Consider the following 25,436-nt stretch of genomic DNA (forward strand, 5'->3'; position numbering starts at 1 on the left):
ATGAGTTTCTTAGAGATACTATATTTCCTTATTCCAGCAGCAATTGCGTATGCAGCACCTCTTATAGTAACAGCCATTGGTGGTGTGTTTTCTGAGCGGTCGGGAGTAGTAAACATCGGTTTAGAAGGACTCATGGTAATGGGAGCCTTCATCGGGATTTTATTCAATTTAACATTTGTTAATGTTTTTGGAGAAAGTACAGAATGGATTGCTCTATTAGCAGCTATGGTTGTTGCAGCACTATTCTCGTTACTACATGCAGTGGCATCCGTGTCGTTTCGTGCTGATCAAGTTGTATCTGGTGTTGCTATTAACTTATTAGCAGTAGCGCTTTGTTTATTCTTAGTTAAAATGATTTACGATAAAGGTCAAACTGATTTTGTTCAAGAGCGATTCTTGCGTGACGATATTCCGTTCTTAAAAGATATTCCAATTTTAGGCCCGATGTTTTTCCAGAACGTCTATTGGACTTCTGTTTTAGCAATTGGGATTGCTATTCTAGCTTGGGTTGTATTGTATTACACTCCATTCGGTCTTCGCTTACGTGCAGTTGGTGAACATCCAATGGCTGCAGATACGATGGGGATAAATGTAACACGTATGCGCTATATTGCCGTAATGATTTCAGGTGGTTTAGCAGGAATTGGTGGGGCGATTTATTCTCAGTCAATTTCGTTAGACTTTGGTCATTCAACGATTAATGGGCAAGGATTCATGGCTTTAGCAGCAATGATTTTTGGTAAATGGCATCCTCTTGGTGCTATGGGTGCAGCCGTATTCTTTGGTTTTGCACAAGCATTAAGTATTGTCGGTGGATCATTGCCGTATATTAGTGAAATTCCAAGTGTTTTCTTGTTAATTTTACCTTATGTATTAACGATTCTTGCTTTGGCTGGTTTCATAGGAAAAGCAAATGCACCAAAAGCTTTAGGAACTCCATATATAAAAGGGAATCGATAAGAATAATAGTAAAGGACTAAGCATTTTGCTTAGTCCTTTTTTGCAGGCAATTTGCAATCATTTACCAGCACCATGTATAGTGAATGTAATGGTATGGCATATTATAGCTATAGGAGGAATTTCAATGTTTCAATCCATCGAATTACAACCAGGTATCCATCTACATATTCGACCAACAGATCAATTTAAAACTGTAAACTTCTCATTCAAATTCAAACATGAATTAACAAACCAATCTGCTTCTGAACGATCGGTACTTGCAAATGTTTTAGTACACAGCAATGAGCAGTTCCCGTCTAATCCTGCATTCCGAAGTTATTTAGATGAACTTTATGGCACTATCTTGTATTTAGATTCAAGTAAAAAAGGTAGTAATCATTATATTACATTACTCGCTGAGACAGTAAATGATCAATATTTATCTACAGATGGCGTACTCGACCAGGTTCTGAATTTATTACAAACTGTGTTGTTCCGCCCGAATCTTGAACAAGGGAAATTTAAAGATTCAATAGTTAAGCGGGAAAAAGATTCAGTAATACAACGTATTGAGTCACTATATGATGATAAGACAAGATATGCGCAACAACGCTTAGTGGAATTAATGCGTCCCAATCACCCAGCTTCTATTGGAGCAAACGGGACAATCGATGCCATCACCGCTATCACAAATGAGTCATTATTTGATGCATATAAGAAAATGCTCGAAGAGGATGAGTTAGATATTTATGTTGTTGGCGATGTAAATGTTGAAGAAATGACATCTAAACTACAGCAAGCATTTGAATTTAAGGCCCGACAATTAAATCAAAAAGATCTTCATAAAGATGTAGAACATCCTAAAGTAGAGAAAAATGCGGTGAATGAATATCAAGAAATGAAGCAAGGAAAACTACACATTGGTTATGAAACAAATGTAACATTTACTCATCCTGATTTCCCGAAAATGCAAATAACAAACGGTATTTTTGGTGGTTATCCTCATGCGAAATTATTTTTAAATGTTCGTGAAAAAGAAAGCATGGCTTATTATGTGTCAAGTTCATTCTCCTCAGCCTATGGACTTCTATTTGTATTGGCTGGAATTGATGCAAGTAAACAAGAAAAAGCGGTTGGATTGATTGATGAGCAATTAGAAGCAATGAAAAAAGGTGAAATTTCACAAAACGAAATTGACCAAACAGTTGCAATGCTTAAAAATCAGTTAAAAGAAGCGCTAGATTCTGCAAGAGGCCAAATCGAGATTTTCGATCAATATAAAGATTTAGGAGAAGAATTTACAGTAGATTCTTGGGTAGCCAAATGGGCGACCGTTACAAAAGATGATATTCAAGAAATGGCGAAGTCAATCAATAAACAACTTGTTTATTTCTTGTCTGGTAAGGAGGAAATGTCACATGAAGGAGCTTCACTTTAAACAATTAGACGAAAAATTATTCCATGAAAAAATGGATAATGGCTTAGATGTCTACATTTTACCGAAAAAAGGATTCTCTAAAACATTTGTTACTTTTACAACAAAATACGGTTCTATAGACAGTAAATTTGTTCCTCTCGGAGAATCTGAAGAAATAACAGTACCCGACGGAATTGCACATTTTCTTGAGCATAAAATGTTTGAAAAGGAAGATGGCGACGTTTTTCAAAAGTTTAGTGGCTATGGTGCTTCCGCCAATGCATTCACTTCGTTTACGCGAACGGCTTACTTATTTTCTGCAACGGACCATTTATATGAAAATACAGAAACATTATTAAATTTTGTGCAAGAACCGTACTTTACTCAAGCTACAGTGGAAAAAGAAAAAGGGATTATTGGTCAAGAAATCACGATGTATGATGATCAACCGGATTGGCGTTTATATTTTGGAACAATTGAAAATATGTACAAAGATCATCCTGTAAAGATTGATATTGCGGGTACTATCGAATCGATTGATGCCATTACTGCAGAACATTTGTATACATGTTACGAAACATTTTACCATCCATCAAACATGTTATTATTTGTGGTAGGTGCCGTAAATCCTGAAGAGATGATGACATATATTCGAGAACACCAAAATAAAAAAGAATTTGCAGAATTCAAACCAATTAAACGTTCATTCCCAAATGAACCGTTAGAAGTAGCAAAACAAGAAAATAAATTGTTTATGGACGTTCAAAAGCCAAAAGTATATGTAGGGTTAAAAGCGAAAGAAACTTCAATACAAGGCGATGCTATGATGAAGCATGAAATGGGAATACAACTCGCATTGGAATTGATTTTTGGACGTTCTTCAGATTTCTATGTGCAAGCATATGAAAAGGGCTGGATAGATGAATCATATGCTTTTGATTTCACACTCGAAAAAGGGTATGGATTTGCTATCATTGGTTCAGATACATCTAAACCAAAAGAATTAGTAGAAGCAATCAAAAAAGAATTGAAAAAAGTAGAAGAAAAATGGCCTTTCGGACAATCAGATTTAGATCGTGTTCGAAAGAAAAAAATTGGTTATTTCCTCCGGGCCTTGAATTCGGTTGAATATATTGCGAATCAATTTACACGCTATGCTTTTAATGACATGGATTTATTCGACGCAGTGCCTGCATTAGAGCAAATAACTGTTGCAGATTTGCAAAATGCTTTTGCTTCGATTCAAGGAGAAAATCAGCAGACAGTCTTTTCAGTTCTTCCTAAGAAAGAGCAAGAAACATCATGAAGAAATTTGCCTGCATTTTTGGGGCATCAGGTGAGATAGGGCAAGCCATAGCTCTTGAGATGTCTAAACAGGGCTGGAGTTTATATTTGCATTTTAATGAAAATAAACAAGCAATGGAAAACTTACAGACAAATCTTCAAAATCTTTATCCGAGCCAAGAACACCATATTATTCAAGCAAACCTTGGGGATTTAGATTCAGTAAATAATATTTTCACACAGCTTTTTGAAGTTCAAGCAATTGTATTTGCTTCCGGGCAAGCACTTTATCAATTGCTTGAAGATACTTCCTCACAAGACATGGAACTAGTATGGAGAACCCACGTCCAGTCACCCATGTCAATAATAGGTAAGCTAGCACCTAAATTAAGAAGGTTTACTACATCCTACATTGTCATTATTGGATCGATTTGGGGTGAAACAGGTGCAGCTGGTGAGACGGTCTATTCAGCAGTTAAAGGTGCGCAACATGCATTTGTAAAGGCATATGCAAAAGAATCGGGTCCATCAGGAGTTCGTGTTAATGCAATTGCTCCTGGCTTTATTGACACAAAAATGAATAGATCTCTAGATGATGAAGAAAGACAGGTCATTGAACAGGATATTCCACTTAATAAGATTGGAAAACCGCAAGACGTGGCAAATCTTGTGTCTTTTTTAACTAGTGGAAATGGGGATTATATTACAGGTCAAGTATTACGTGTTAATGGTGGATGGTACATATAAATTCTCTTTTTTGCACATACTGAATGTGAAAAGGAGGAATAAACATGGCCTTACTTGAAAATTGGCAAAAATGGACAAGCTTTTTAGGAGCAAATGTAATGAACGCCGAATCAACTGGGATGTCTAAAAAAGCCATCCAATCCACAGCGTATGAAATTGGTGATTATTTGGCTAAAAATGTGGATCCAAAGAATGAACAAGAGCGTGTCCTGTCTGATTTGTGGTCAGTTGCTTCAGAAGATGAACAACATGCACTTGCAAACATGGTTGTAAAGTTAGTTCAGCAGAAAAAAGTGCAGTAAAAGAAAAGAAGGACATTGTTCCTTCTTTTCTTTTTTCCTTTTCTTACGTACACAAATCAGATATGATAGAACCTAGAGCATTTTAAAACGTCATATTATAGAATGGCGACTTGAAAGTCTTAAAATAAAGACTTGCTCTGTTAAAAAGATAGACAGAAAGGTCGTTACAATATGCGCGAATGGTATTTTGAATACGAAATACAAAAAAATCGACCAGGATTACTCGGAGACATTGCCTCATTACTAGGAATGCTTCGTGTGAATATCGTTACGATTAACGGTGTGGACCAGGGAAGACGAGGGATGTTACTTCGTGCAGAAGATGATGAGCAGATTGAACGTTTTGAATTAATTGTTTCTACGATGGATACTATTCGTGTAACTAAATTCCGAGAACCTAAATTACGTGATATTTTAGCAATTAGACACGGACGATACATACAGAGAGATGTCGATGATCGCAAAACATTCCGTTTTGTTCGGGATGAGTTAGGTCTTTTGGTTGATTTCATGGCAGAATTGTTTAAACAAGAAGGACACAAATTAATCGGGATTCGTGGGATGCCTCGTGTAGGGAAAACAGAATCAGTTGTTGCAGCTAGTGTTAGTGCGAATAAAAAATGGGTGTTTTTATCTTCGACCATGATTAAACAGACTGTAAGAAGTCGGTTAGCAGGAGACGAATTTAGCGATAACAATATTTTTATTTTAGATGGAATTGTTACAAAACAATCAACAGATGAACGTCATTTACAATTAGTACGTGAAATGATGCGTCTTCCTTCAATTAAGGTTGTAGAACATCCAGACATGTTTATTCAACAGTCGGATTACACAATTGAAGACTTTGACTATATTATTGAACTGAGACATGAACCAGATGAAGTAATTACGTATGAAATGATGGAAAAAAACCAGATGATGTCTGAAAGAGGTAGTTTTGATGGCTTCGGTGGTTTTAATTTTTAACAGGCAGGTGTTTTAGTTGACTGAATTAGCAACTCGTCTGAAAGAGGCGAGAACGGCAAAAGGATATAGTTTAGACGACTTACAAGAAATTACGAAAATTCAAAAACGTTATCTGGCCGGTATCGAAGAGGGCAACTACAGCATGATGCCTGGTCCGTTTTATGTTCGTGCATTTATTAAGCAATACGCTGATGCAGTTGGTTTAGATTCAGATGAATTGCTAGAGTCATATAAACAAGAAGTACCCTCTTCTACCACAGAAGAAGTACGACATAGTATTACATCTTCACCTTCAAGAAGTAGATCCTTATCTAAATCTTCGAACCAATTAGGCGATATTTTCCCAATGATCGTTGTTGCTTTATTTATTATTATTGGTATCGTGATTTTTTGGGTCTTCTATCAAAATATAGCGAATAAACCAGATCCAGCTGCAAGTGATACTGAACAACCAGTATCACTTGACGAGCCTGAAACAAAAGGTGAGACTTCGTCTCCAGACGATTCTGAAAAAGAAGAAACTGCAGAAGAAGAAATTCTTGTAGAAGAAACAAAGCAAACGATTGAAATGGGAACAATTGATGGTGAAACAACGAATTATTCACTTTCAGGATCGGATACAAAGTCATTGAAAATCGTCGCTCGTGGTAGAGCTTGGGTCGGTGTTCAGAATCAATCAGGAGTAGAATTGCTCGGTCGTGAATTAGCAGAAGGTGAAACGGTTACACTAGATTTAAGTGATGCTCAAACTGCTCGTATTCGAGTTGGTGCAGCACCTCAAATAGATGTGTTTATTAATGATGAAAAAGTCGAGTATGGAACACCACCTACTGACAGAGTTACTCAAAATATGATGATTCAATTTACTAAACCGCAATAGTCATCTCTAACAAGATGGCTATTTTCTTTGAATCGAAAGGAGAAAAATAATGAATATACCAAATCAAATTACAGTTTCACGAATTATCATGATCCCAATATTTGTCATTTTTATGCTTGTTGACTTTGACTGGAAAGAGGTTACATTTTTAGGAGCTACTTTACCGGTTGAACACGTGATTGGAGCAATTATCTTTATTTTTGCAGCAGTGACTGACTTTATCGATGGTTATTATGCACGTAAACATAATTTAGTTACCAACATGGGTAAATTTTTAGATCCACTTGCTGATAAATTATTAGTTTCTGCTGCTCTTATTATTTTAGTTGAGCTAGGGTTTGCTCCTACATGGGTTGTAATTTTAATTATTAGTCGTGAATTCGCAGTGACAGGACTTCGTTTAATTTTAGCCGACGAAGGAGAAGTTGTTGCAGCGAAGCAACTTGGGAAAATTAAAATGTGGACGCAAATTATCGCGATTTCTGCTTTGCTACTACATAATATCGTTTTCGAAATGTTCTCTATTCCTTTCGCTACCATTATGTTGTATGTATCGTTATTCTTTACAGTCTGGTCTGGCTGGGATTATTTCTATGCGAACCGACGTGTTTTACTTGATTCAAAATAGGGGTGTGATTATTCATGAATGCTGAAATTATTGCTGTAGGATCCGAACTATTATTAGGTCAAATCACAAATACAAATGCTCGTTACATTTCGAGTCAGTTAGCTGAACTTGGTGTCAATGTGTATTATCACACTGTAGTAGGTGATAATGCTGAGCGCTTAAAGCAAGCCATCGAGTTAGCTGAGTCTCGAGCAGACTTGATTATTTTCTCGGGTGGTCTTGGGCCAACAAAAGACGATTTGACTAAAGAAACGATTGCAAGACATCTTGGGACCGAGCTTGTTATGGACCAAACTGCGATGTTGTCAATTGAAGCATTTTTTCAACGTGTGAATCGTCCGATGACTGAAAATAATAAAAAACAAGCACTCGTATTAGATGGCTGTAAGGTATTAGAGAATAAAAACGGTATGGCTCCAGGTATGTTGTATTCACATGGAAACCATACTTATATTCTTCTTCCTGGTCCACCGAAAGAAATGGAACCGATGTTTCAATTAGAAGCAAAACCATTATTAGCTACTTTATTAAATCATGGAGATATTATCGTTTCTCAGGTATTGCGGTTTTATGGGATTGGTGAAGCAGAACTCGAAACAAAAATCATGGATTTATTAGAAACACAAACAAATCCGACGATAGCTCCTCTTGCTTCTGATGGTGAAGTCACTCTACGTATAACAGCTAAAACGACAACCGAAGAAGAAGCTCAGCGATTAATTCATGAAACACAACAACTGTTATTATCACGTGTAGGTGATTACTTATATGGTTACAATGATGATTCTCTAGCTTCAAGTACAACGAAACTTTTAATAGAACAAGGACTGACTATTTCTGCAGCGGAAAGTTTAACAGCGGGACTGTTTCAATCAGAATTAGCTGCTATTCCAGGAGTTGGCTCAACCTTATTAGGTGGCATGGTTACTTATGCAGTTGATGCGAAAGTGAACCAACTAGGTGTATCCAGAGAAATTATTGAACAATACGGAGTTGTAAGTGCTGAATGTGCAACTGCAATGGCTACACAAGTGAAAACAATGTTCAAATCGGATATTGGGGTAGCCTTAACAGGTGTTGCAGGACCACTCGAACTTGAAAATAAGCCTGCGGGAACAGTATGGATTGCGATTATTCTTCCAAACGATGAAGTCGTGACTCATGAATTGCATTTAAGCGATATGCGGAATACCAATCGGTTACGAGCTGTAAAACGTACGCTTCATTATTTAATACAGCTGTTAACACGTAATAAGAGCCTTTAAAATAAGAAATAATGATTTTTTTAAAATTACTTTTAGCTTTAAATTAATAAGCAAAATTTAATTTTGAAGGATAATAATAGCGTAAAATTGAAATTTGGACCGTTTTCGAGGTTCAAATTTTTATTTTGGCTAAAAATAAAGCGAATGAACGTTCGCTTTTTTCTTGTGTATTTCTCATAAACCAAGTATAGTAGAGACAGAAGTTAAATTTGAGTTTGAAATTAGAGGAGGAACCATTCTTGAGCGATCGTAAAGCAGCGTTAGACATGGCGTTAAAACAAATTGAAAAACAATTTGGTAAAGGTTCAATTATGAAATTAGGCGAAAAAACGGATCGTGAAATCTTAACGACATCTAGTGGCTCGCTTGCACTTGATGTAGCACTTGGTGTAGGTGGATATCCACGAGGCCGTATTATTGAAATTTATGGACCAGAAAGTTCTGGTAAAACTACTGTTTCTCTTCATGCGATTGCAGAAGCACAAGCAGCAGGTGGCCAGGCAGCATTTATTGACGTTGAGCATGCACTAGATCCTGTTTACGCTCAAAACTTAGGTGTTAATATTGATGAGTTATTATTGTCACAACCAGATACAGGAGAACAAGCTTTAGAAATCGTAGAAGCACTAGTACGAAGTGGTGCTGTTGATATTATCGTTATTGACTCCGTAGCAGCTCTTGTGCCAAAAGCGGAAATTGAAGGAGAAATGGGAGATTCCCATATTGGTCTTCAAGCTCGACTAATGTCTCAAGCTTTACGTAAATTATCAGGAGCAATTAGTAAATCTAAGACAACTGCTATTTTCATTAACCAAATTCGTGAAAAAGTAGGCGTTATGTTCGGTAACCCTGAAGTGACACCTGGTGGACGTGCGTTGAAATTCTATAGTTCAGTTCGATTAGAAGTTCGTCGCGCAGAAACGATTAAATCTGGAAATGAATTCATGGGGAATAAAACAAAAATTAAAATCGTTAAAAATAAAGTAGCTCCACCTTTCCGTACTGCAGAAGTTGATATCATGTATGGATCAGGAATTTCACGAGAAGGTGAAATCGTCGATTTAGGTGTAGAAATGGATATCGTTAATAAAAGTGGTTCTTGGTATGCATATAATGACGATCGTCTTGGTCAAGGGCGTGAAAATGCAAAACAATTCCTTAAAGAGAACGATGCAACGCGTAATGAAATTGCTCAAAAGATTAGAGCTGCTTACGGAATGATGGCAACTGCCTACACGATTGCCGCTCATGACGAAGAAGAGGAAGAAGAATTTGAGTTATTACTAGATAAATAAGTTTCATGTAATAGCCTGCCGTAATTCGGCAGGCTATTTTTACTTTAGTAACACTTGTGTATCCTTGACAGAGTATTTTTACATCTATACAATTAAACTTGTATAATCTCTTAAATGAAAACCATTTGGCAGTATATTGGATCCTTCCATATATGAGCCACCTGAAAATGAAAATGAAAATGAAATAAGCAAGAGGAGGTGTTCAAATGCTACTTGAAATAATCATCTCCGCTTTGCTTGGTCTTGTCGTCGGTACCTTTGTTAGCTACTTTTTTATTAAAAATGTGAACGATTCAAAAGTGACTGGTGCGAAGCAGTCAGCTGTTCTCATCGTAGATGAGGCGAAGCGCGAAGCGGAAGCTCTTAAAAAAGAAGCATTACTAGAAGCAAAAGATGAAACTCACAAATTAAGATCTGAAGCAGAATCTGACATCCGTGAACGCCGAGCTGAACTGCAAAAACAGGAAAATCGGTACTTACAAAGAGAAGAAAACCTTGATCGTAAGGATGATGCTCTTAACAAAAGAGAAGCGGGTTTTGAGCGCAAAGAAGACGCGCTAACTGAGAGACAACAACATATCGAGCAGATGGAAAGCAAAGTGGCTGAACTAGTTGCTAAACAACAAACAGAACTTGAACGCATTTCTGCATTAACACGTGAAGAGGCAAGAGGCATTATTCTACACCAAGTAGAGAATGAATTAGCAACTGACATCGCAGTGATGACGAAAGAATCTGAAACGCGTGCGAAAGAAGAGTCTGATAAAAAGGCTCGTGAAATCCTTTCATTAGCAATACAACGTTTTGCTGCAGATCATGTAGCTGAGACAACAGTCTCGGTCGTCAATTTGCCAAATGATGAAATGAAAGGTCGCATCATTGGTCGTGAAGGCCGTAACATCCGTACGCTCGAAACATTGACAGGAATTGATTTAATTATCGATGATACTCCTGAAGCTGTTATTCTTTCAGGCTTTGATCCAATCCGTCGTGAAACAGCTCGTTTGGCACTTGAAAAATTAGTCCAAGATGGCCGTATTCACCCTGCACGTATTGAAGAAATGGTTGAAAAGTCGAGACGCGAAGTCGATGAACAAATTAGAGAAATTGGTGAACAAACCACATTCGATGTGGGAGTTCATAATTTACATCCTGATTTAATAAAAATTATGGGTCGTATGCGATATCGTACAAGTTATGGACAAAACGTACTGAAACACTCTAAAGAAGTCGCATTTTTAGCTGGCTTATTGGCAGCTGAACTTGGTGAAGATGTAACACTTGCTCGTCGTGCAGGATTACTACATGATATCGGGAAAGCCATCGACCACGAAGTGGAAGGTAGCCACGTTGAAATCGGTGTAGAACTTGCAACGAAATACAAGGAACATCCAGTAGTCATTAACAGTATTGCATCACATCATGGTGATACAGAAGCAACATCTGTCATTGCTGTTCTTGTTGCTGCAGCAGATGCATTATCAGCAGCACGCCCTGGGGCACGTAGTGAAACTTTAGAAAATTACATTCGCCGTCTAGAGAAACTGGAAGAAATTTCAGAGTCTTATGATGGTGTTGAAAAATCATTTGCCATTCAAGCAGGTCGTGAAATTCGTATCATGGTACGTCCAGAGCAAATCGATGATATTACAGCACATCGTTTAGCGCGTGACATCCGTAAACGAATTGAAGAAGAAATGGATTATCCGGGACATATTAAAGTAACGGTGATTCGTGAAACACGTGCTGTTGAATACGCTAAATAAATAAAAAAAAGGGCTTCATTTTGAAGCCTTTTTTTATTGGAAACGAAAGAAGGAATGAAAATGAAAGTATTATTTATTGGAGATATTGTAGGATCAATTGGTCGCGATACACTAGAAGACTATTTACCAAGATTAAAAAGAAAATATCAACCAGATGTCGTTATTGCAAATGGTGAAAATGCAGCATCTGGACGTGGGATCACAAAAAAGATATTTCAAGACTTGTTATTTATGGGCGTTGACGTTGTAACGATGGGGAATCATACATGGGATCAAAAAGAAATTTTTGATTTTATTGATGATACCGATTATTTAATTCGACCAGCAAACTTTTCAGATGACGCTCCTGGTAAAGGAATGACCAGCGTGACGAAGAATGGTCATACGCTATCAGTCATTAACTTACATGGTCGGACTTTTTTACCTCCTCACGATGATCCATTTAAAAAAGTAACTGAACTCGTAAATGAAGCAAAGGAACTATCTCCCCTGATCTTTGTTGATTTCCATGCCGAAGCAACGAGTGAAAAAATTGCAATGGGTTGGCATTTAGATGGAGAAGTATCTGCTGTAGTAGGGACTCATACACATGTCCAAACAGCAGATGCTCGTATTTTTCCAAACGGTACGGCGTACATTACAGACGTAGGTATGACAGGACCTTATGATGGTGTACTCGGAATGAAGAAGGAAGACGTATTGTATCGTTTCAAAACAAACATGCCTGTGCGTTTTGAAGTGCCAAAAACAGGACGATCTGTACTCAGCGGATTTTTTGTGGAACTAGACAACCAAACAGGGAAAGCCATTTCTTTTGAACGTGTTTATATTAATGAAGATTATCCATTCAAAGGATAACTTCTTCTAACCCTCTTTGAACTTGCATATAGTGATTTATGGACAGAATAATTGTCCAACGGTCAGCAAGGACAAGGAGGAATCGTAGTGGAAACTTTAAAAGTATCTTCAAAATCAAATCCGAATTCAGTGGCAGGTGCATTAGTGGCAGTTATTCGTGAAAAAGGGTATGCAGAGATGCAAGCAGTTGGAGCAGGAGCACTGAATCAAGCTGTAAAAGCAGTAGCTATAGCACGTGGCTTTGTCGCACCGAGTGGGTCCGATTTAATTTGCTCACCTGCATTTACTGATATCGTAATCTCTGGTGAAGACCGAACAGCTATTAAACTGTTAGTTGAAAAACGTACACGAACTTAATTAAAAAACCCAATCTCAAAAGGATTGGGTTTTTTCTTGTTTGCTTTTAGGAGAAGAGAATACAAACACAATTGATTTTTCTTTGAAAATTCACAGTTTCTTTGTCGAAACATCGACAATTGAAGTGAGTATCTTGTATGAATGACTAGGGTGTCAGTATAATAGAAGAATGAAGTTTTCGTCTAATGTGTCAACATGATGAAAGGGGTTTTCTAATGAATGAAGAACAACGCATACATACCTCGCAAGTAAAAGAAGTAAAGAATAAAACAGAAAAAGATTATAGCCAATATTTCCAATCTGTTTACGTTCAACCCTCTTTAAAAGAAGCAAAGAAACGTGGAAAAGAAGATATTGCTTATCATAAAGATTTTACTATTAATGCTGAATTTTTAGGTATGGGAAACGGTCGTAAGTTTTTCATTCGAACATTCGGATGTCAAATGAATGAGCATGATACTGAAGTTATGGCTGGCATATTCATGAATTTAGGGTACACGTCTACAGAAAATGTTCAAGAAGCTAATGTCATATTGCTTAACACATGTGCGATCCGAGAGAATGCTGAAAATAAAGTGTTTGGCGAACTGGGACACTATAAAAAAATTAAACGTGATAATCCAGATGTGCTAATTGGTGTTTGTGGATGCATGTCCCAAGAGGAATCTGTTGTCAATAAAATATTAAAAACTTATAATCAAGTCGATATGATTTTTGGTACGCACAATATTCACCGATTACCAAACATTTTAAATGAAGCATATCTTTCAAAAGAGATGGTAATTGAAGTGTGGTCAAAAGAAGGCGATGTCATTGAAAGCTTACCAAAAGTTCGTCGTGGTACAATAAAAGCCTGGGTCAATATTATGTATGGTTGCGATAAGTTTTGTACGTACTGTATTGTTCCATACACACGTGGAAAAGAGCGCAGTCGCCGACCAGAAGATATCATTCAAGAAATTAGGCAGCTAGCGGCGCAAGGATACAAAGAAGTCACATTGCTGGGACAGAATGTAAATGCCTACGGTAAAGACTTTGATGATATCACTTACCGCCTTGGAGATTTAATGAATGATCTCCGTCAAGTTGATTTGCCTCGTATTCGTTTTACGACTAGCCATCCACGCGATTTTGATGATTATTTAATCGAAGTCCTTGCAAAACGTGGTAATTTAGTTGAACATATTCATTTACCTGTTCAGTCAGGGTCATCAAGTATGTTAAAGTTAATGGCTAGAAAATATAGTCGTGAACAATATTTAGAGTTAGTTCGTAAAATCAAAGTCGCTTTACCTGATGCGTCCTTAACGACTGATATCATTGTGGGGTTCCCAAATGAAACGGACGAGCAGTTTGAAGAAACCATGTCGTTATATGAAGAAGTGGGATTCGAACACGCTTTTACGTATATTTATTCACCACGTGATGGTACGCCAGCCGCAAAAATGGAAGACAACGTATCAATGGAAGTGAAAAAACAACGGTTACAACGTTTGAATAGCCTTGTTAACGACTTATCAGCAAAAGCCATGAGTGCATATGAGGGGCAAATTGTTGAAGTTTTAGTAGAAGGTGAAAGTAGAAGAAATCCAGAAGTACTAGCGGGTTACACAAGAACAAGTAAGCTTGTAAACTTTGCCGGTAGTAATGACATCATTGGCAAACTTGCACGAGTAAAAATAACAAATACAAAAACATGGTCATTAGAAGGCGAATTAATTGAAGTCGTTTCTGGCCAAGAAGTGGGTGTCTCATGACAACGAAATACACAAAAGAAGATATAATTACAAAAGCAAAAGAAATCGCAGAAATGATTGCGCAAACAGAAGAAGTTGATTTCTTCAAACGTGCAGAAGCACAAATTAATGAAAACCAAAAAATTCGCGAAAAAATTGCGAGTTTAAAGAGCCTTCAAAAACAAGCGGTTAACTTCCAACAATACGGTAAAGAAAAAGCATTATCGTTAATCGAAGGTAAAATCGAGAAAATTGAAGAAGAAATTGATGATCTTCCAATTGTTCAAGAGTTTAAACAATCACAAGGTGATGTTAACGACTTATTGCAACTAGTTGCAAACACAATTTCAAATAACGTAACAAACCAAATTATCGAATCAACAGAAGGCGATGTACTGCGCGGTGAAACTGGCTCAAGAGTACAAAACACTAAGCCAGGTAGTTGTTCATAAAACCATAAGAAAACTGTTTCCTCTTAATCGAGGAAACAGTTTTTTCATTGTCTAGGTTGACGAAGTGTAGCTCTAGGTTGACGAAGTGTCACGCCAGGCTGACGCAAGAGCACTACAGGTTGTACAAAATCCGAAAATTCTTTCGCATCACTGAACGGAAGTTTACTCAACTCAAACCTTCATTATGTCTTCAGAAAAAAAATACAGCAGGTAAGCGTCCCAAGCGACCTGAAATCCCTTTATTACTCAGGTTTCCAGGGAGCTTTGGAAAGCACCATGCTACATCTATACCTAATGTTTTGTTCTATAGTTCATGGTGCAGCAGGGAAAGCGTCCAGAGAGACCTGGAAACCTGTATGTGTCAGTGGAATTTATTAGGATGAAACGCTTCCCTTTCACCCTACATTCTTTAACGAAAGCCACGAAAGTATCATTCACAGAAAAGTGAGAGGGGGTCTAAGCCCGGTGACTCCCGTTTAGATTGTGTACCATAGTAATTAACACGTTGATCGTCCAGGTTGCAAGGGAGCTCTATAGCTCATGGTGCAGAAGGAAAAGCGTAAGGAGAGGACTGAGAATCTATCTTCGTCAGTGTAACGCAGCATGTATGTGTACAAAGTGATTTACGTACCTCACACGTAAATTTAACGTCATAGGGGTCACATGCCTAGCTAACCATAAGAAAAGTCGCAAAACGAAGCGTGTAGCCCTTATTTTACTCCTATACTCATTTGCGCCAGATTCCAAATGATAGGTCTTGGCACTGTACTTAACGGTCATTAATTGCAAGAGTCGACTTCAAAAGTATATGTTAAACAAAAATAAAGCTTTAAACTTTTCTGTTCACCTAATGGGCACATCCTGCATATCATGAAAAAGAATCGAACGAAGGAGGATGGCTTTGAAATATGTCCGTCAAATCGTAACGAAAGCAGTCGTGGCGAAAGGTAAAAAGAGAGCAGAAGCTTGTGAAACATTACGTCCACCAAATAACCCTTCTAGCATATTAGGGTGTTGGGTTATTAATCACAGTCACCAAGCGAAAAAGCACGGAAAATTTGTTGAAGTATCAGGGAAGTATGATATTAACGTCTGGTATGCCCATCACGAACATTCCAAAACAGCTGTTTTTTCTGAAACAATCCCTTACAAAGAACGCATCAAACTGCATTACCGTGATGAAGACGTCCATGGTGTTGAAGACGTACATGTTCGAGTAATTCAACAACCAAATTGTACAGAAGCCATTATTACCCCAGATGGTGAACTATTTAAAGTAACTGTCGAAAGAGAATTACATGCTGAAGTCGTAGGCGAAACAACAGTAGTTATTCAAATTCAACCGCAAGACGTTGAAGAAGAATGGTCTTATAAAAATGAAAGTTCATCGTCTACATCAACACTTGACGAATCTAGTTCGTCGTCATCATCATCATCTTCTTAAGCCGGGATAGGAAATCCGGCTTTTTTTTTCTGTTATTTTGTTATAATGGAAGAATCGCTAGTAATCGAAAGAGGTTTTGACATGTCCACCTATACACCTATGATTCAACAATACTTACAAGTAAAATCAGAGTATACAGATGCTTTCTTATTTTTCCGGCTAGGAGATTTCTATGAACTGTTTTTTGAAGATGCTATTCGTGCATCTCAAATTCTTGAAATTACGTTAACCAGCCGTGATGGAGGAAGTAAAGAAAAAATTCCCATGTGTGGAGTGCCTCACCATGCCGCACAAAATTACATAGAGACTCTCATTCAAAAGGGCTATCGCGTGGCAATTTGTGAACAAACAGAAGACCCGAAACAAGCTAAAGGTGTAGTAAGACGGGAAGTTGTTCGTTTAATCACGCCGGGTACGATTATTGAAGGTAAGAATATGGATGGAAAAAGTAACAATTTCATTGCTGCCGCCGAAGAAATTGATGAAAATCGATATGCCTATGCCTTTTTAGATTTATCGACTGGCGAAGGTGCCAGCGCAATTGTAACGGGAACAGAAAAAAATCTGATTCAGGAATTACAAACTTTATCGATCAGAGAGCTCGTTGTTCCTGAACAATTATTTGTCCTATTATCGGATTTAGCTGAGGCAAATTCAATTTTATTATCTATTGAAGAGACCGCGATTGAATCCCTTATGGAAGAATCGTTTGTTGAACAAATTCCACAAGAGGTTCATGGAGCATGTAACCGATTAGTGAATTACTTGCATCGTACACAAAAACGTTCACTTGATCACATACAAACTTTCCAATACCAAGAAAGAGAAGAACTGTTAACGATTGATTTTCATTCGAAACGAAATTTGGAATTAGTTCAGTCACTTCGTGGTGGTGATCAAAAAGGATCATTATATTGGTTACTGGATGAAACGATGACATCGATGGGGGGACGAAAGCTAAAACAGTGGCTACACCAACCATTAGCAAATCGTGTGAAAATTGAAGAGCGTCTTGAAATTGTAACCGAAATGCTCGAAGCTTATTTTGTTCGTGCTGATATAAGAAAAAGCTTGAAAGAAGTGTATGACTTAGAACGTTTAATTGGTCGCATCTCCTTTGGCACTGCGAGTGGTAGGGATTTAAGTCAATTGAGACAATCACTTCTTCAAATTCCACTAATAAAAGAGCAATTGAAAGAAAGTACAAAACCAGCATTAATTAAAGCAGCACAGCAATTAGACGAATGCGTGGGACTTTTATCTTTATTAAAAGAGGCGATTGCCGACCATCCACCCCTCTCTGTTAAAGAAGGGGATATCATTCGCGACGGTTTCAATGAGCGATTGGATGAGCTTCGTTATGCGAAGAAAAACGGCAAAGACTGGATTGCTGCGCTCGAACTAAAAGAAAGAGAGCGAACAGGGATTAAAGGACTCAAAATCGGATATAATCGGATTTTCGGATACTTTATCGAGATTACCAAGTCAAATATTCATTTAGCTGATCTGACGCGCTACGAACGAAAGCAAACCTTAGCCAATGCGGAACGCTATATCACAGATGAGTTAAAAGAAAAAGAATCATTAATTTTAACTGCAGAAGAAGAAAGTTTGGCTCTAGAGTATGCTCTTTTTGTAGATATACGTGAACAAGTTAAACAATATATCCCACAAGTTCAACAGCTTGCCGCAAAAGTAAGTGAACTTGATGTGTATTCTAGTTTTGCTGAAGTGTCGGACCATTATCGTTTAACCAAACCAACGTTCCATGAAGGGTTGGAATTAAATATTGTTAACGGCCGTCATCCTGTTGTTGAAAAAATGATGAATAAACAACATTATGTACCCAATGACTGTGCCCTTACTACTAAAGAAAATATGTTATTGATAACAGGCCCAAATATGTCTGGTAAGAGTACGTATATGCGACAAGTGGCCATTACCGTTATCATGGGTCAAATGGGCTGCTATGTACCCGCAGAAGAAGCGCTGTTACCTATTACGGATCAAATTTTCACACGCATAGGTGCAGCAGATGACCTTGCAGCAGGACAAAGTACTTTTATGGTTGAAATGCTTGAGTCCACTTATGCAATAACTCATGCTACAGAGAGAAGTTTATTATTGTTTGATGAAATTGGTCGGGGCACATCTACGTATGATGGAATGGCACTTGCACAAGCCATGATGGAGTATATTCATACTGAAATTCGTGCTAATACCTTGTTCTCGACGCATTATCACGAATTGACTCAATTAGAACAGCAATTAGATAAATTGAGGAATGTACATGTAGCCGCAGTCGAACAAAATGGGAAAGTCGTCTTTTTACATAAAGTGAAAAGTGGACCTGCAGATAAGAGTTATGGAATACATGTTGCAGAACTTGCACAGTTACCTGAAACGATCCTCGCGCGAGCTCGTGACATTTTGAAAGAGCTTGAGTCAGTTAAGGAACATGAAAACAAGGATAATTCGACCACAGTTAATGAACAACTCACTTTCTTCCAAGAATCTAAGAAAGAACCTGAGAATATAGCAAAAGAACCAATCCAGGACGATTTATTATCATCGATTCGAGATTTAGATATATCAGGGACAACACCGATGAAAGCACTTCAATTTTTATATGAACTGCAGCAAAAAATCGGCAAATAAGTTTTTGTGAAAGGAGTAGATCCCATGGGATATATACGCTTAATGGACGAACCCTTATCGAACAAAATAGCTGCGGGAGAAGTAGTAGAACGGCCTGCGTCTGTTGTTAAAGAGCTTGTAGAAAATGCGATTGACGCCGGAAGTACTTCAATTGATATATATCTAGAAGAAGCGGGTTTACAAACCATTCAAATAACCGACAACGGGAGTGGGATGGATGAAGAAGATGCGATTCTATCTTTTTCAAGACACGCGACGAGTAAAATAGCAAATGAACATGATCTTTTCCGTATACGCACACTTGGTTTCCGAGGAGAAGCACTTGCCAGTATTGCATCTGTAGCTAAAGTAGCATTATGGACTTCTGATGGTTCTACTACTGGGACAAGTATTGAGATTGAAGGTAGCCATGTAAAGAAACAACAAGCAGGTGCACTTCGAAAAGGAACGGATATTAAAGTTTCCCAACTGTTTTTCAATACACCAGCTCGATTGAAATATATGAAAACCATTCAAACGGAACTAGGACATATTATCGATTTAATTAATCGATTGGCACTTTGTTATCCATCTATTGCGTTTAAATTAAGACATGGTGAACAAGTGCTCCTCCATACAAATGGCCGAGGAGATTTACAACAAGTAATAGCGGCAATCTATGGAATGGCAATTGCAAAGAAAATGATTCCTTTTGAAGGCGAATCATCTGACTATCGCATACATGGCTATGCATCCTTACCAGAAATCACACGTGCATCAAAAAATTATTTGACGCTATTTGTTAATGGGCGATGGGTTAAACATTATAGTGTTCAACAATCAATCGTCAATGCGTATCACACGTTTTTACCTATTGAACGGTACCCACTCGTCATCATGAATATCGTAGGTGATCCCTATTTGACGGATGTGAATGTACATCCATCTAAACAACATATACGATTAAGCAAAGAAAAAGAGTTGCAACAATTAGTCGAAGACACAATTCGCAACAGTATTCGTTCCGTAATGAGAGCACCAGAAATTGCTGAAAAGCCTAAAAAAGCACTTGTATCAAGTGAACAAATGGATTTATGGAAGTCTAAACCTGTTCAGCCAAAGTATTCGGAAAATCAACCGATGCATACGTTTAATAAAACACCAGAAACATTAATGGTAAAAGAACCAGTGGAAAATCATCAAGAATCATTTGTTCCTCCAATCGAAAACATGCAAGCCGTTTCTTCAAAAGAACCATTCCCTGAACTTGATATCGTGGGACAAATTCATGGCACTTATATCGTTGGCCAAAGTGTAGATGGGTTTTATTTAATTGATCAGCATGCTGCACAAGAACGAATTAAGTATGAATTTTTCCGCGACAAAGTGGGGGATGTTGATGCAGGTGAGAGACAGTCTTTGCTTATTCCTTTGTCGATGCATTATTCAGCAGATGAAGCTTTGCGCTTAAAAGAATATGCTAATCAACTCGAAGAAGTCGGTGTTTCACTCGAAGAATTTGGACCTACAACATTTATTGTACGGGATCATCCAGTATGGTTTCCTAAAGGTTTTGAAGAAGAAATAGTCAAAGAATTAGTGGAACAAGTGCTGACTAATCGAAAAGCTGACGTTAAAAAGTTACGGGAAGATGCAGCGATAATGATGAGTTGTAAACGTTCGATTAAGGCCAATCACTATTTGACAAAAGATGATATGATAAAGCTCTTATTTGATTTAAGAAAAGCCGAACATCCATTTACTTGTCCACATGGAAGACCTGTTATTGTTCATTTTTCCACGTATGAAATTGAAAAGATGTTTAAACGAGTTATGTAAAATTTTTTAGGATTACCATACACTTTCATTAAAATAATCTAGTGAAAGTAACTCTAAAAGGCACTGCAATTTGCAGTGCCTTTTCAATTCTGAATTTTATCCCAAAATAGAGAAACCATTTCCGTTTTTACATATATAGGTAAAGAATGGATACTAACTAAAACCATTTCTCGTTTTACAGAATTCTAGTATAATTGAGAGAATACAGAAGAGAAGGAATGATTACATGAAAAGCAAAATGAATCAGTTGTTTGAAACCCAAAAGAAAGTTCATGTGTTGTATTCGTTTAATGAAATGGAAAATTACATGAAACAGGTTTTGAGTTACATCATAGATGGAGTTGCGGCGGGAGATTACGTTATTCTTATTGAAAATGACCGTGTTTACCCTATTATTTATAAAGAACTAAGCAATCGTTTAGCGGAGGATCAAATGAAGTTCGTTCACTTTGTAAACAGCTTCGATTTCTATTTTTCAAGTGGCAGTTATCATCCACCTGCAATCGCTGATTACTTTAATAAGATGGTACAACCCTACTCGGAAAATAAAATCTCTTTCCGATCATGGGCACATGTGGAGTGGGCAACTATGGAAGAGCCGCTTCATCTCATAGAAGATTTCGAGAAAATTGTAGACGAAGCTGTAAATCAGCAGTCATTTCCATTAATTTGTGCGTATGAAGGAAAGAGAATGCCTGACTACCTCAAAACGATTTTGATGGAAACACATCCATATGTTCTAATGGAAGATGAATTAATCGTCTCAGAACAATATCAGCCATCGAATATATTGAAATAAAACACGCTTAGGATATTCCTAAGCGTGTTTTTTTAACGAAAAAGTGATACAAGCTAAAACTTTTTTCCATGTTATTTCTCTATTGTTTAAAGTTGATAAAGTTGGAGAAGCTACAGATAAAAAGCAATTCCGCATAAAGGAGACAATCAAATGACCGAGTTTCCAATTATACATACGAATATTTGGGATGCACTGTGGGCGATACCTGTCATCATGATATTGATAATCGTCCTCAAAGTGTTTCTGCCTATTTCTTCAAAATACATTCCAGCATGTGCTACTGCCATTGGGTTGATTATTTCTATATTTATTAGTCATCCTCAAAATTTATCAGCAGGTATTTTTATGGGATTTTTTTATAGTGCTGCCGCAATAGGGACGTACGCTTCATTAAAAACAACATTAAAGGCATACCGAAGTTAATTAAAAAAAAGCCCAACGAAGAACTAGCTTATGCTAGTCGTTCGTTGGGTTTTCTTGATTAAACCACAATGGATCATCATTTTCAACTTCACCGTTATAGTTAATCAACACTTCTTCTCCAGCTTTAATATCTTTGTATGCAAAGAAATCAAAAGTATGATTGTCAAAATTAATATCATACATTGCATTTGGTTGGTATGAGTGATTAAATAACATTCCATATCCTAATACCAATGCAGTATGATTGATGCCATACTCAAAAGCATAATCAGCTAAAAGCGTCTTCTCAACATGTTCATGTTGTTCATTTGGATAGGGGAGAACGGGTGCTTCATGAATGAGTTCACCTTTTTTAATATCTCTTTTTGCAAATACGCCGCGATTTAACTCTCCGTCACTTAATGTAGATGTTTTGATTTCGATCATTAGGTTCACCTTCTCAATTCGTTTGTTAATTGTTTAATACTTACCGGAAGATATGCTAACTGTTAAACACCCCAGCAAGTTACAAGTATAACATGTGAAATCTAAATCGTAATCTTACAAAGAAAACAGATAATCATAATAGTTATTTTTCAGTTAAGCCCTTAAAAATCGTATCAATATTCCATTCCATCATTTTGATATAAGTATCTCCATCTTCGCCTGGCTTACCGATAGAGTCAGTGAATACTTTGCCGAATATCGGAACTCCTGTTTCAGCAGACACGGTTTCCATGCTTCGAGGGTCTATACTTGTTTCAACAAATAATACAGGATCTTTTTTCGTATTAATAAAATCAACTACTGATTTTACTTGTTCAGGTGAGCCTTGATTTTCAGAGTTGATTTCCCAAATATAAGCTGCTTCAAAATCATATGCTTCAGAGAAATATTTAAAGGCACCTTCGCTAGTAATTAAGAGACGCTGTTCTTTTGGAATCTCATTATAACGCGAAACTGATTCCTCATGAAGAGTTTCAAGTTTCTCAATGTATTCTTTAGCGTTCTTTTCATATACATCAGCATGTTCTGGGTCAACTTTAATCAAGCCATCTCTTGCATTTTCAGCATATTTAATTCCGTTGCGAATATCTAACCAGGCATGAGGATCTTCTTCAGATTCTTTCCCTATAGTGGTCAAATATTTCGGTTGAACACCTTCACTCATTTGAAATACAGGTGAATCTTTTTCGCCTTTGTTGGCAGTAAGCAATAGTTTTTCGAACCACGAGTTTCCAGCTTCTAAATTAAGTCCATTATAGAATACGGCATCCGCATCTGTTGTCAATTGAACATCTTTTGGAAGTGGGTCATACTCATGCGGATTTGAACCAACTGGAGCGAGTGTATGAATTTCTACTCGATCTCCACCCACATTTTTCACAATATCGTAGATAATTGAATAGGTAGCGATGACTTGAATTTTATCATTTGGATTTTTGGAAGCATTTTCATCTTCTTTCCCACACGCTGAAATAAGTAAGAGCAATATAATGCTCATGATGCTTGCAAAATATTTTATAGTTTTCATCTTAATCCTCCATACATAATTATGATTGTGAATGCATTTCTCTTTTTCGTGCACTTTTAATTGTGCGCCATACTAAACCTTGCTTCGGTGAAAATAAAAACGCAAGCACAAATAAAGCAGTGGCAGCAAGTACAATGGTCGCACCTGAAGCTAAGTTGTAAGTGTAACTAAAATATAATCCGAGTATGGATGACAATACACCGATCCCTGCTGAAAGGTAAATCATGACCCACAGTCGATCCGTTAATAAATACGCGGTCGAAGCGGGCGTAATAAGCATAGCTACTACAAGAATAATGCCTACTGTTTGTAATGAAGCCACAGTTACTAAAGTAAGAAGAGCCATTAAAAAGTAATGAATGACTTTTGTAGGTAACCCATATGCAGCAGCCATCGTTGGATCAAACGAACTAACCAGTAGTTCCTTATAAAAAACAAAAATACTTACAAGCACGAAAATGCCAATGAAAAGAGTCGACCACATCTCAGATGGGCGAACGGCAAGCACATTCCCAAAAAGAATATGGTATAAATCCGTGCTGCTTTTCATCAATGTGATGAGAATGATCCCTGATGCAAAAGCAGCAGTGAACATGATACCGATTGAGACATCATTTTTAATCCGACTATTTTGGCTGATGAAGCCAATACCTAGTGCCGTTATTAATCCAGTAAACACAGCTCCAATAAAGAAGTTAATACCAAGCAGATAAGAGAGGGCAACTCCAGGGAGCACGGCATGAGAAATTGCATCACCCATCAAAGCCATTCCTCGTAGAATAATAAAACATCCGATGACTCCACAAATGATTCCAACCATTATAGAAGTCAATAAGGCTTTTTGTAAAAAATCATATTGGATCAGCGCTTCAATAAAATTCATCATACTTTCACCTCTTCGCCAACCATTGAAGGAAATTGATTTGTATAAGCTCTACTTAAGACTTGTGGTTGAAAGACTTCTTCAACATCTCCATGTCCGATTAACTCTTTGTTTAATAAAATCAATTCATTAAAGTAATCACTAGCTTTACTTAAATCATGATGGACAACGACGACCGTTTTTCCGTTATCTCGGAGCTCTTTTAAAATCGAGATAATCTTCTCTTCACTCGTGACATCAACGCCAACGAATGGCTCATCTAGAAAATACATCTCAGGTTTTTGTGCCAATGCTCGAGCAAGGAAGACTCTTTGCTGTTGACCACCTGATAGTTCTCCTATTTGACGATTAGAAAGCTCGGCTATTCCAACTTTTTCTAAACACTCCATAGCTAATAACTTATGTTCTTTTTTAGGACGTTTGAAGACTCCTAAGTTCGGATAAGTCCCTAATAAGACTGTATCCATAACCGTGATTGGGAAATCCCAGTCGATATTGTTTCGTTGAGGAACATAGGCAACTTTCGTTTTCATTTCTTTTATTGAACTGCCTAGTATTTCAACTTTCCCAGTGTCCTTTTTGATTAAATTTAACAAAACCTTTAAAAGTGTTGATTTACCGGCACCATTTGGTCCAATAATTCCAACCAAATTGCCTTCTTCAACTGTAAAACTAACATTTTTTAATGCTTCAGTACCGTTATACGAAACAAATAAATCGCTAACTGTTATAGCTGTTGTCATGATATTTTCCTCCTGTATTTAAGATGCCAAATCGACATAATCTTTATATAAAAATAATTATTTCCTATTTGAAAAAAAGTTTCCTTAGAACAACTATATGCGTAAACCATTCAGAAAGCAACTCAATAAGTAAAATATATGTTGTATAGTGTGCAACCGTGTACCAGATTTAATTCTATTCATGTGAGTATTGTGTTTCATATACATTCATTTAGGAAAAACAGTATAATTAAAGGAAATAATTTCTTGCAAAACTTTGG

25 protein-coding genes are annotated in these 25,436 nt (G+C 37.2%); 20 read left to right on the plus strand and 5 right to left on the minus strand.

Annotated elements, in window-relative coordinates; genetic code table 11:
- From C8K15_RS01965 to C8K15_RS02035, 15 genes are all read left to right on the plus strand, one after another.
- A complete protein-coding gene (locus tag C8K15_RS01965; RefSeq protein ID WP_108584689.1) occupies positions 1 to 960 on the plus strand; it encodes an ABC transporter permease in 960 nt (319 codons plus the stop codon).
- A 124-nt stretch (positions 961 to 1,084) separates the two neighbouring features.
- Complete coding sequence (gene yfmF / locus C8K15_RS01970; protein WP_108584691.1) at positions 1,085 to 2,377, plus strand: EF-P 5-aminopentanol modification-associated protein YfmF; 1,293 nt, start codon at positions 1,085 to 1,087, stop codon at positions 2,375 to 2,377.
- On the plus strand, positions 2,358 to 3,662 hold the full coding sequence (gene yfmH, locus C8K15_RS01975) for an EF-P 5-aminopentanol modification-associated protein YfmH (RefSeq protein ID WP_108584692.1): 1,305 nt from the start codon (positions 2,358 to 2,360) through the stop codon (positions 3,660 to 3,662). Before yfmF ends, yfmH begins: the two co-directional genes overlap by 20 nt.
- Positions 3,659 to 4,387, plus strand: a complete 729-nt coding sequence (gene ymfI, locus C8K15_RS01980; protein WP_108584694.1) for an elongation factor P 5-aminopentanone reductase — start codon at positions 3,659 to 3,661, stop codon at positions 4,385 to 4,387. The genes yfmH and ymfI overlap by 4 nt, the downstream gene beginning before the upstream one ends.
- A 44-nt stretch (positions 4,388 to 4,431) precedes the next feature.
- Entirely contained in the window at positions 4,432 to 4,689 is a 258-nt protein-coding gene (locus C8K15_RS01985) for a DUF3243 domain-containing protein (protein WP_108584695.1), read from the plus strand.
- A 171-nt stretch (positions 4,690 to 4,860) separates the two neighbouring features.
- Positions 4,861 to 5,658, plus strand: coding sequence for a DUF3388 domain-containing protein (locus C8K15_RS01990; protein WP_108584697.1), 798 nt, complete (start codon positions 4,861 to 4,863; stop codon positions 5,656 to 5,658).
- A gap of 16 nt (positions 5,659 to 5,674) precedes the next feature.
- Positions 5,675 to 6,538, plus strand: a complete 864-nt coding sequence (locus C8K15_RS01995; protein WP_108584699.1) for a helix-turn-helix domain-containing protein — start codon at positions 5,675 to 5,677, stop codon at positions 6,536 to 6,538.
- Positions 6,539 to 6,587: 49 nt separating this feature from the next.
- Positions 6,588 to 7,166 carry a CDP-diacylglycerol--glycerol-3-phosphate 3-phosphatidyltransferase gene (gene pgsA / locus C8K15_RS02000; protein ID WP_108584701.1) on the plus strand — a complete coding sequence of 193 codons (579 nt, stop codon included), beginning with the start codon at positions 6,588 to 6,590 and terminating at the stop codon, positions 7,164 to 7,166.
- A gap of 14 nt (positions 7,167 to 7,180) precedes the next feature.
- Positions 7,181 to 8,431 carry a competence/damage-inducible protein A gene (locus C8K15_RS02005; RefSeq protein WP_108584703.1) on the plus strand — a complete coding sequence of 417 codons (1,251 nt, stop codon included), beginning with the start codon at positions 7,181 to 7,183 and terminating at the stop codon, positions 8,429 to 8,431.
- A gap of 239 nt (positions 8,432 to 8,670) precedes the next feature.
- Positions 8,671 to 9,726 (plus strand): recombinase RecA, encoded by a 1,056-nt coding sequence (gene recA / locus C8K15_RS02010; RefSeq protein ID WP_108584704.1) that lies wholly within the window; start codon positions 8,671 to 8,673, stop codon positions 9,724 to 9,726.
- A 206-nt stretch (positions 9,727 to 9,932) separates the two neighbouring features.
- Positions 9,933 to 11,492 (plus strand): ribonuclease Y, encoded by a 1,560-nt coding sequence (gene rny / locus C8K15_RS02015; protein ID WP_108584706.1) that lies wholly within the window; start codon positions 9,933 to 9,935, stop codon positions 11,490 to 11,492.
- A gap of 60 nt (positions 11,493 to 11,552) precedes the next feature.
- A complete protein-coding gene (locus tag C8K15_RS02020; RefSeq protein ID WP_108584708.1) occupies positions 11,553 to 12,350 on the plus strand; it encodes a TIGR00282 family metallophosphoesterase in 798 nt (265 codons plus the stop codon).
- Between the two features lie 87 nt (positions 12,351 to 12,437).
- Positions 12,438 to 12,707, plus strand: a complete 270-nt coding sequence (locus C8K15_RS02025; protein WP_024534957.1) for a stage V sporulation protein S — start codon at positions 12,438 to 12,440, stop codon at positions 12,705 to 12,707.
- 215 nt (positions 12,708 to 12,922) lie between these two features.
- The gene (miaB, locus tag C8K15_RS02030; protein ID WP_108584709.1) at positions 12,923 to 14,464 is read left to right on the plus strand and encodes a tRNA (N6-isopentenyl adenosine(37)-C2)-methylthiotransferase MiaB; all 1,542 of its coding nucleotides are present in this window, start codon (positions 12,923 to 12,925) and stop codon (positions 14,462 to 14,464) included.
- On the plus strand, positions 14,461 to 14,895 hold the full coding sequence (locus tag C8K15_RS02035; RefSeq protein ID WP_108584711.1) for a YlbF/YmcA family competence regulator: 435 nt from the start codon (positions 14,461 to 14,463) through the stop codon (positions 14,893 to 14,895). Before miaB ends, C8K15_RS02035 begins: the two co-directional genes overlap by 4 nt.
- Before the next feature lie 44 nt (positions 14,896 to 14,939).
- Here C8K15_RS02035 and C8K15_RS21110 read toward each other — a convergent pair whose 3' ends face one another.
- Positions 14,940 to 15,065, minus strand: coding sequence for a hypothetical protein (locus tag C8K15_RS21110; protein ID WP_255421018.1), 126 nt, complete (start codon positions 15,063 to 15,065; stop codon positions 14,940 to 14,942).
- A gap of 731 nt (positions 15,066 to 15,796) precedes the next feature.
- Here C8K15_RS21110 and cotE point away from each other — a divergent pair.
- The 5 genes from cotE to C8K15_RS02060 all read left to right on the plus strand — a co-directional run bounded on the left by cotE (position 15,797) and on the right by C8K15_RS02060 (position 22,037).
- Positions 15,797 to 16,339, plus strand: coding sequence for an outer spore coat protein CotE (gene cotE, locus C8K15_RS02040; protein WP_108584712.1), 543 nt, complete (start codon positions 15,797 to 15,799; stop codon positions 16,337 to 16,339).
- Between the two features lie 81 nt (positions 16,340 to 16,420).
- Positions 16,421 to 18,997 carry a DNA mismatch repair protein MutS gene (gene mutS, locus C8K15_RS02045; RefSeq protein ID WP_108584714.1) on the plus strand — a complete coding sequence of 859 codons (2,577 nt, stop codon included), beginning with the start codon at positions 16,421 to 16,423 and terminating at the stop codon, positions 18,995 to 18,997.
- Positions 18,998 to 19,021: 24 nt separating this feature from the next.
- Positions 19,022 to 20,815 carry a DNA mismatch repair endonuclease MutL gene (gene mutL, locus C8K15_RS02050; RefSeq protein WP_108584716.1) on the plus strand — a complete coding sequence of 598 codons (1,794 nt, stop codon included), beginning with the start codon at positions 19,022 to 19,024 and terminating at the stop codon, positions 20,813 to 20,815.
- Between the two features lie 226 nt (positions 20,816 to 21,041).
- On the plus strand, positions 21,042 to 21,614 hold the full coding sequence (locus C8K15_RS02055) for an MEDS domain-containing protein (protein WP_108584718.1): 573 nt from the start codon (positions 21,042 to 21,044) through the stop codon (positions 21,612 to 21,614).
- A 150-nt stretch (positions 21,615 to 21,764) separates the two neighbouring features.
- Positions 21,765 to 22,037 (plus strand): hypothetical protein, encoded by a 273-nt coding sequence (locus tag C8K15_RS02060; RefSeq protein WP_108584719.1) that lies wholly within the window; start codon positions 21,765 to 21,767, stop codon positions 22,035 to 22,037.
- 33 nt (positions 22,038 to 22,070) lie between these two features.
- On the opposite strand, the gene C8K15_RS02065 is transcribed toward C8K15_RS02060, so the two are convergent.
- The 4 genes from C8K15_RS02065 to C8K15_RS02080 form a co-directional block, all read right to left on the minus strand.
- The gene (locus C8K15_RS02065; protein ID WP_108584721.1) at positions 22,071 to 22,463 is read right to left on the minus strand and encodes an SET domain-containing protein; all 393 of its coding nucleotides are present in this window, start codon (positions 22,461 to 22,463) and stop codon (positions 22,071 to 22,073) included.
- 142 nt (positions 22,464 to 22,605) lie between these two features.
- The gene (locus C8K15_RS02070) at positions 22,606 to 23,520 is read right to left on the minus strand and encodes a metal ABC transporter solute-binding protein, Zn/Mn family (protein ID WP_369973698.1); all 915 of its coding nucleotides are present in this window, start codon (positions 23,518 to 23,520) and stop codon (positions 22,606 to 22,608) included.
- Positions 23,521 to 23,569: 49 nt separating this feature from the next.
- A complete protein-coding gene (locus tag C8K15_RS02075) occupies positions 23,570 to 24,433 on the minus strand; it encodes a metal ABC transporter permease (protein ID WP_108584777.1) in 864 nt (287 codons plus the stop codon).
- Positions 24,433 to 25,176 carry a metal ABC transporter ATP-binding protein gene (locus C8K15_RS02080; protein ID WP_108584724.1) on the minus strand — a complete coding sequence of 248 codons (744 nt, stop codon included), beginning with the start codon at positions 25,174 to 25,176 and terminating at the stop codon, positions 24,433 to 24,435. Before C8K15_RS02080 ends, C8K15_RS02075 begins: the two co-directional genes overlap by 1 nt.
- Between the last annotated feature and the right edge of the window lie 260 nt (positions 25,177 to 25,436).

Origin of the sequence: Paenisporosarcina sp. OV554, assembly GCF_003058165.1 — a bacterium.
Classification (GTDB): domain Bacteria; phylum Bacillota; class Bacilli; order Bacillales_A; family Planococcaceae; genus Paenisporosarcina.

Coding starts and splice junctions, on each gene's coding strand:
- C8K15_RS01985 (WP_108584695.1), top strand. CDS start 4,432: ATGGCCTTACTTGAAAATTGGCAAAAATGGACAAGCTTTTTAGGAGCA.
- C8K15_RS02080 (WP_108584724.1), bottom strand. CDS start 25,176: ATGACAACAGCTATAACAGTTAGCGATTTATTTGTTTCGTATAACGGT.
- rny (WP_108584706.1), top strand. CDS start 9,933: ATGCTACTTGAAATAATCATCTCCGCTTTGCTTGGTCTTGTCGTCGGT.
- C8K15_RS01990 (WP_108584697.1), top strand. CDS start 4,861: ATGCGCGAATGGTATTTTGAATACGAAATACAAAAAAATCGACCAGGA.
- pgsA (WP_108584701.1), top strand. CDS start 6,588: ATGAATATACCAAATCAAATTACAGTTTCACGAATTATCATGATCCCA.
- C8K15_RS01965 (WP_108584689.1), top strand. CDS start 1: ATGAGTTTCTTAGAGATACTATATTTCCTTATTCCAGCAGCAATTGCG.
- C8K15_RS02035 (WP_108584711.1), top strand. CDS start 14,461: ATGACAACGAAATACACAAAAGAAGATATAATTACAAAAGCAAAAGAA.
- miaB (WP_108584709.1), top strand. CDS start 12,923: ATGAATGAAGAACAACGCATACATACCTCGCAAGTAAAAGAAGTAAAG.
- C8K15_RS02020 (WP_108584708.1), top strand. CDS start 11,553: ATGAAAGTATTATTTATTGGAGATATTGTAGGATCAATTGGTCGCGAT.
- C8K15_RS02055 (WP_108584718.1), top strand. CDS start 21,042: ATGAAAAGCAAAATGAATCAGTTGTTTGAAACCCAAAAGAAAGTTCAT.
- ymfI (WP_108584694.1), top strand. CDS start 3,659: ATGAAGAAATTTGCCTGCATTTTTGGGGCATCAGGTGAGATAGGGCAA.
- yfmF (WP_108584691.1), top strand. CDS start 1,085: ATGTTTCAATCCATCGAATTACAACCAGGTATCCATCTACATATTCGA.
- C8K15_RS02075 (WP_108584777.1), bottom strand. CDS start 24,433: ATGAATTTTATTGAAGCGCTGATCCAATATGATTTTTTACAAAAAGCC.
- mutL (WP_108584716.1), top strand. CDS start 19,022: ATGGGATATATACGCTTAATGGACGAACCCTTATCGAACAAAATAGCT.
- yfmH (WP_108584692.1), top strand. CDS start 2,358: ATGAAGGAGCTTCACTTTAAACAATTAGACGAAAAATTATTCCATGAA.
- C8K15_RS02065 (WP_108584721.1), bottom strand. CDS start 22,463: ATGATCGAAATCAAAACATCTACATTAAGTGACGGAGAGTTAAATCGC.
- C8K15_RS02070 (WP_369973698.1), bottom strand. CDS start 23,520: ATGAGCATTATATTGCTCTTACTTATTTCAGCGTGTGGGAAAGAAGAT.
- C8K15_RS02060 (WP_108584719.1), top strand. CDS start 21,765: ATGACCGAGTTTCCAATTATACATACGAATATTTGGGATGCACTGTGG.
- C8K15_RS02005 (WP_108584703.1), top strand. CDS start 7,181: ATGAATGCTGAAATTATTGCTGTAGGATCCGAACTATTATTAGGTCAA.
- mutS (WP_108584714.1), top strand. CDS start 16,421: ATGTCCACCTATACACCTATGATTCAACAATACTTACAAGTAAAATCA.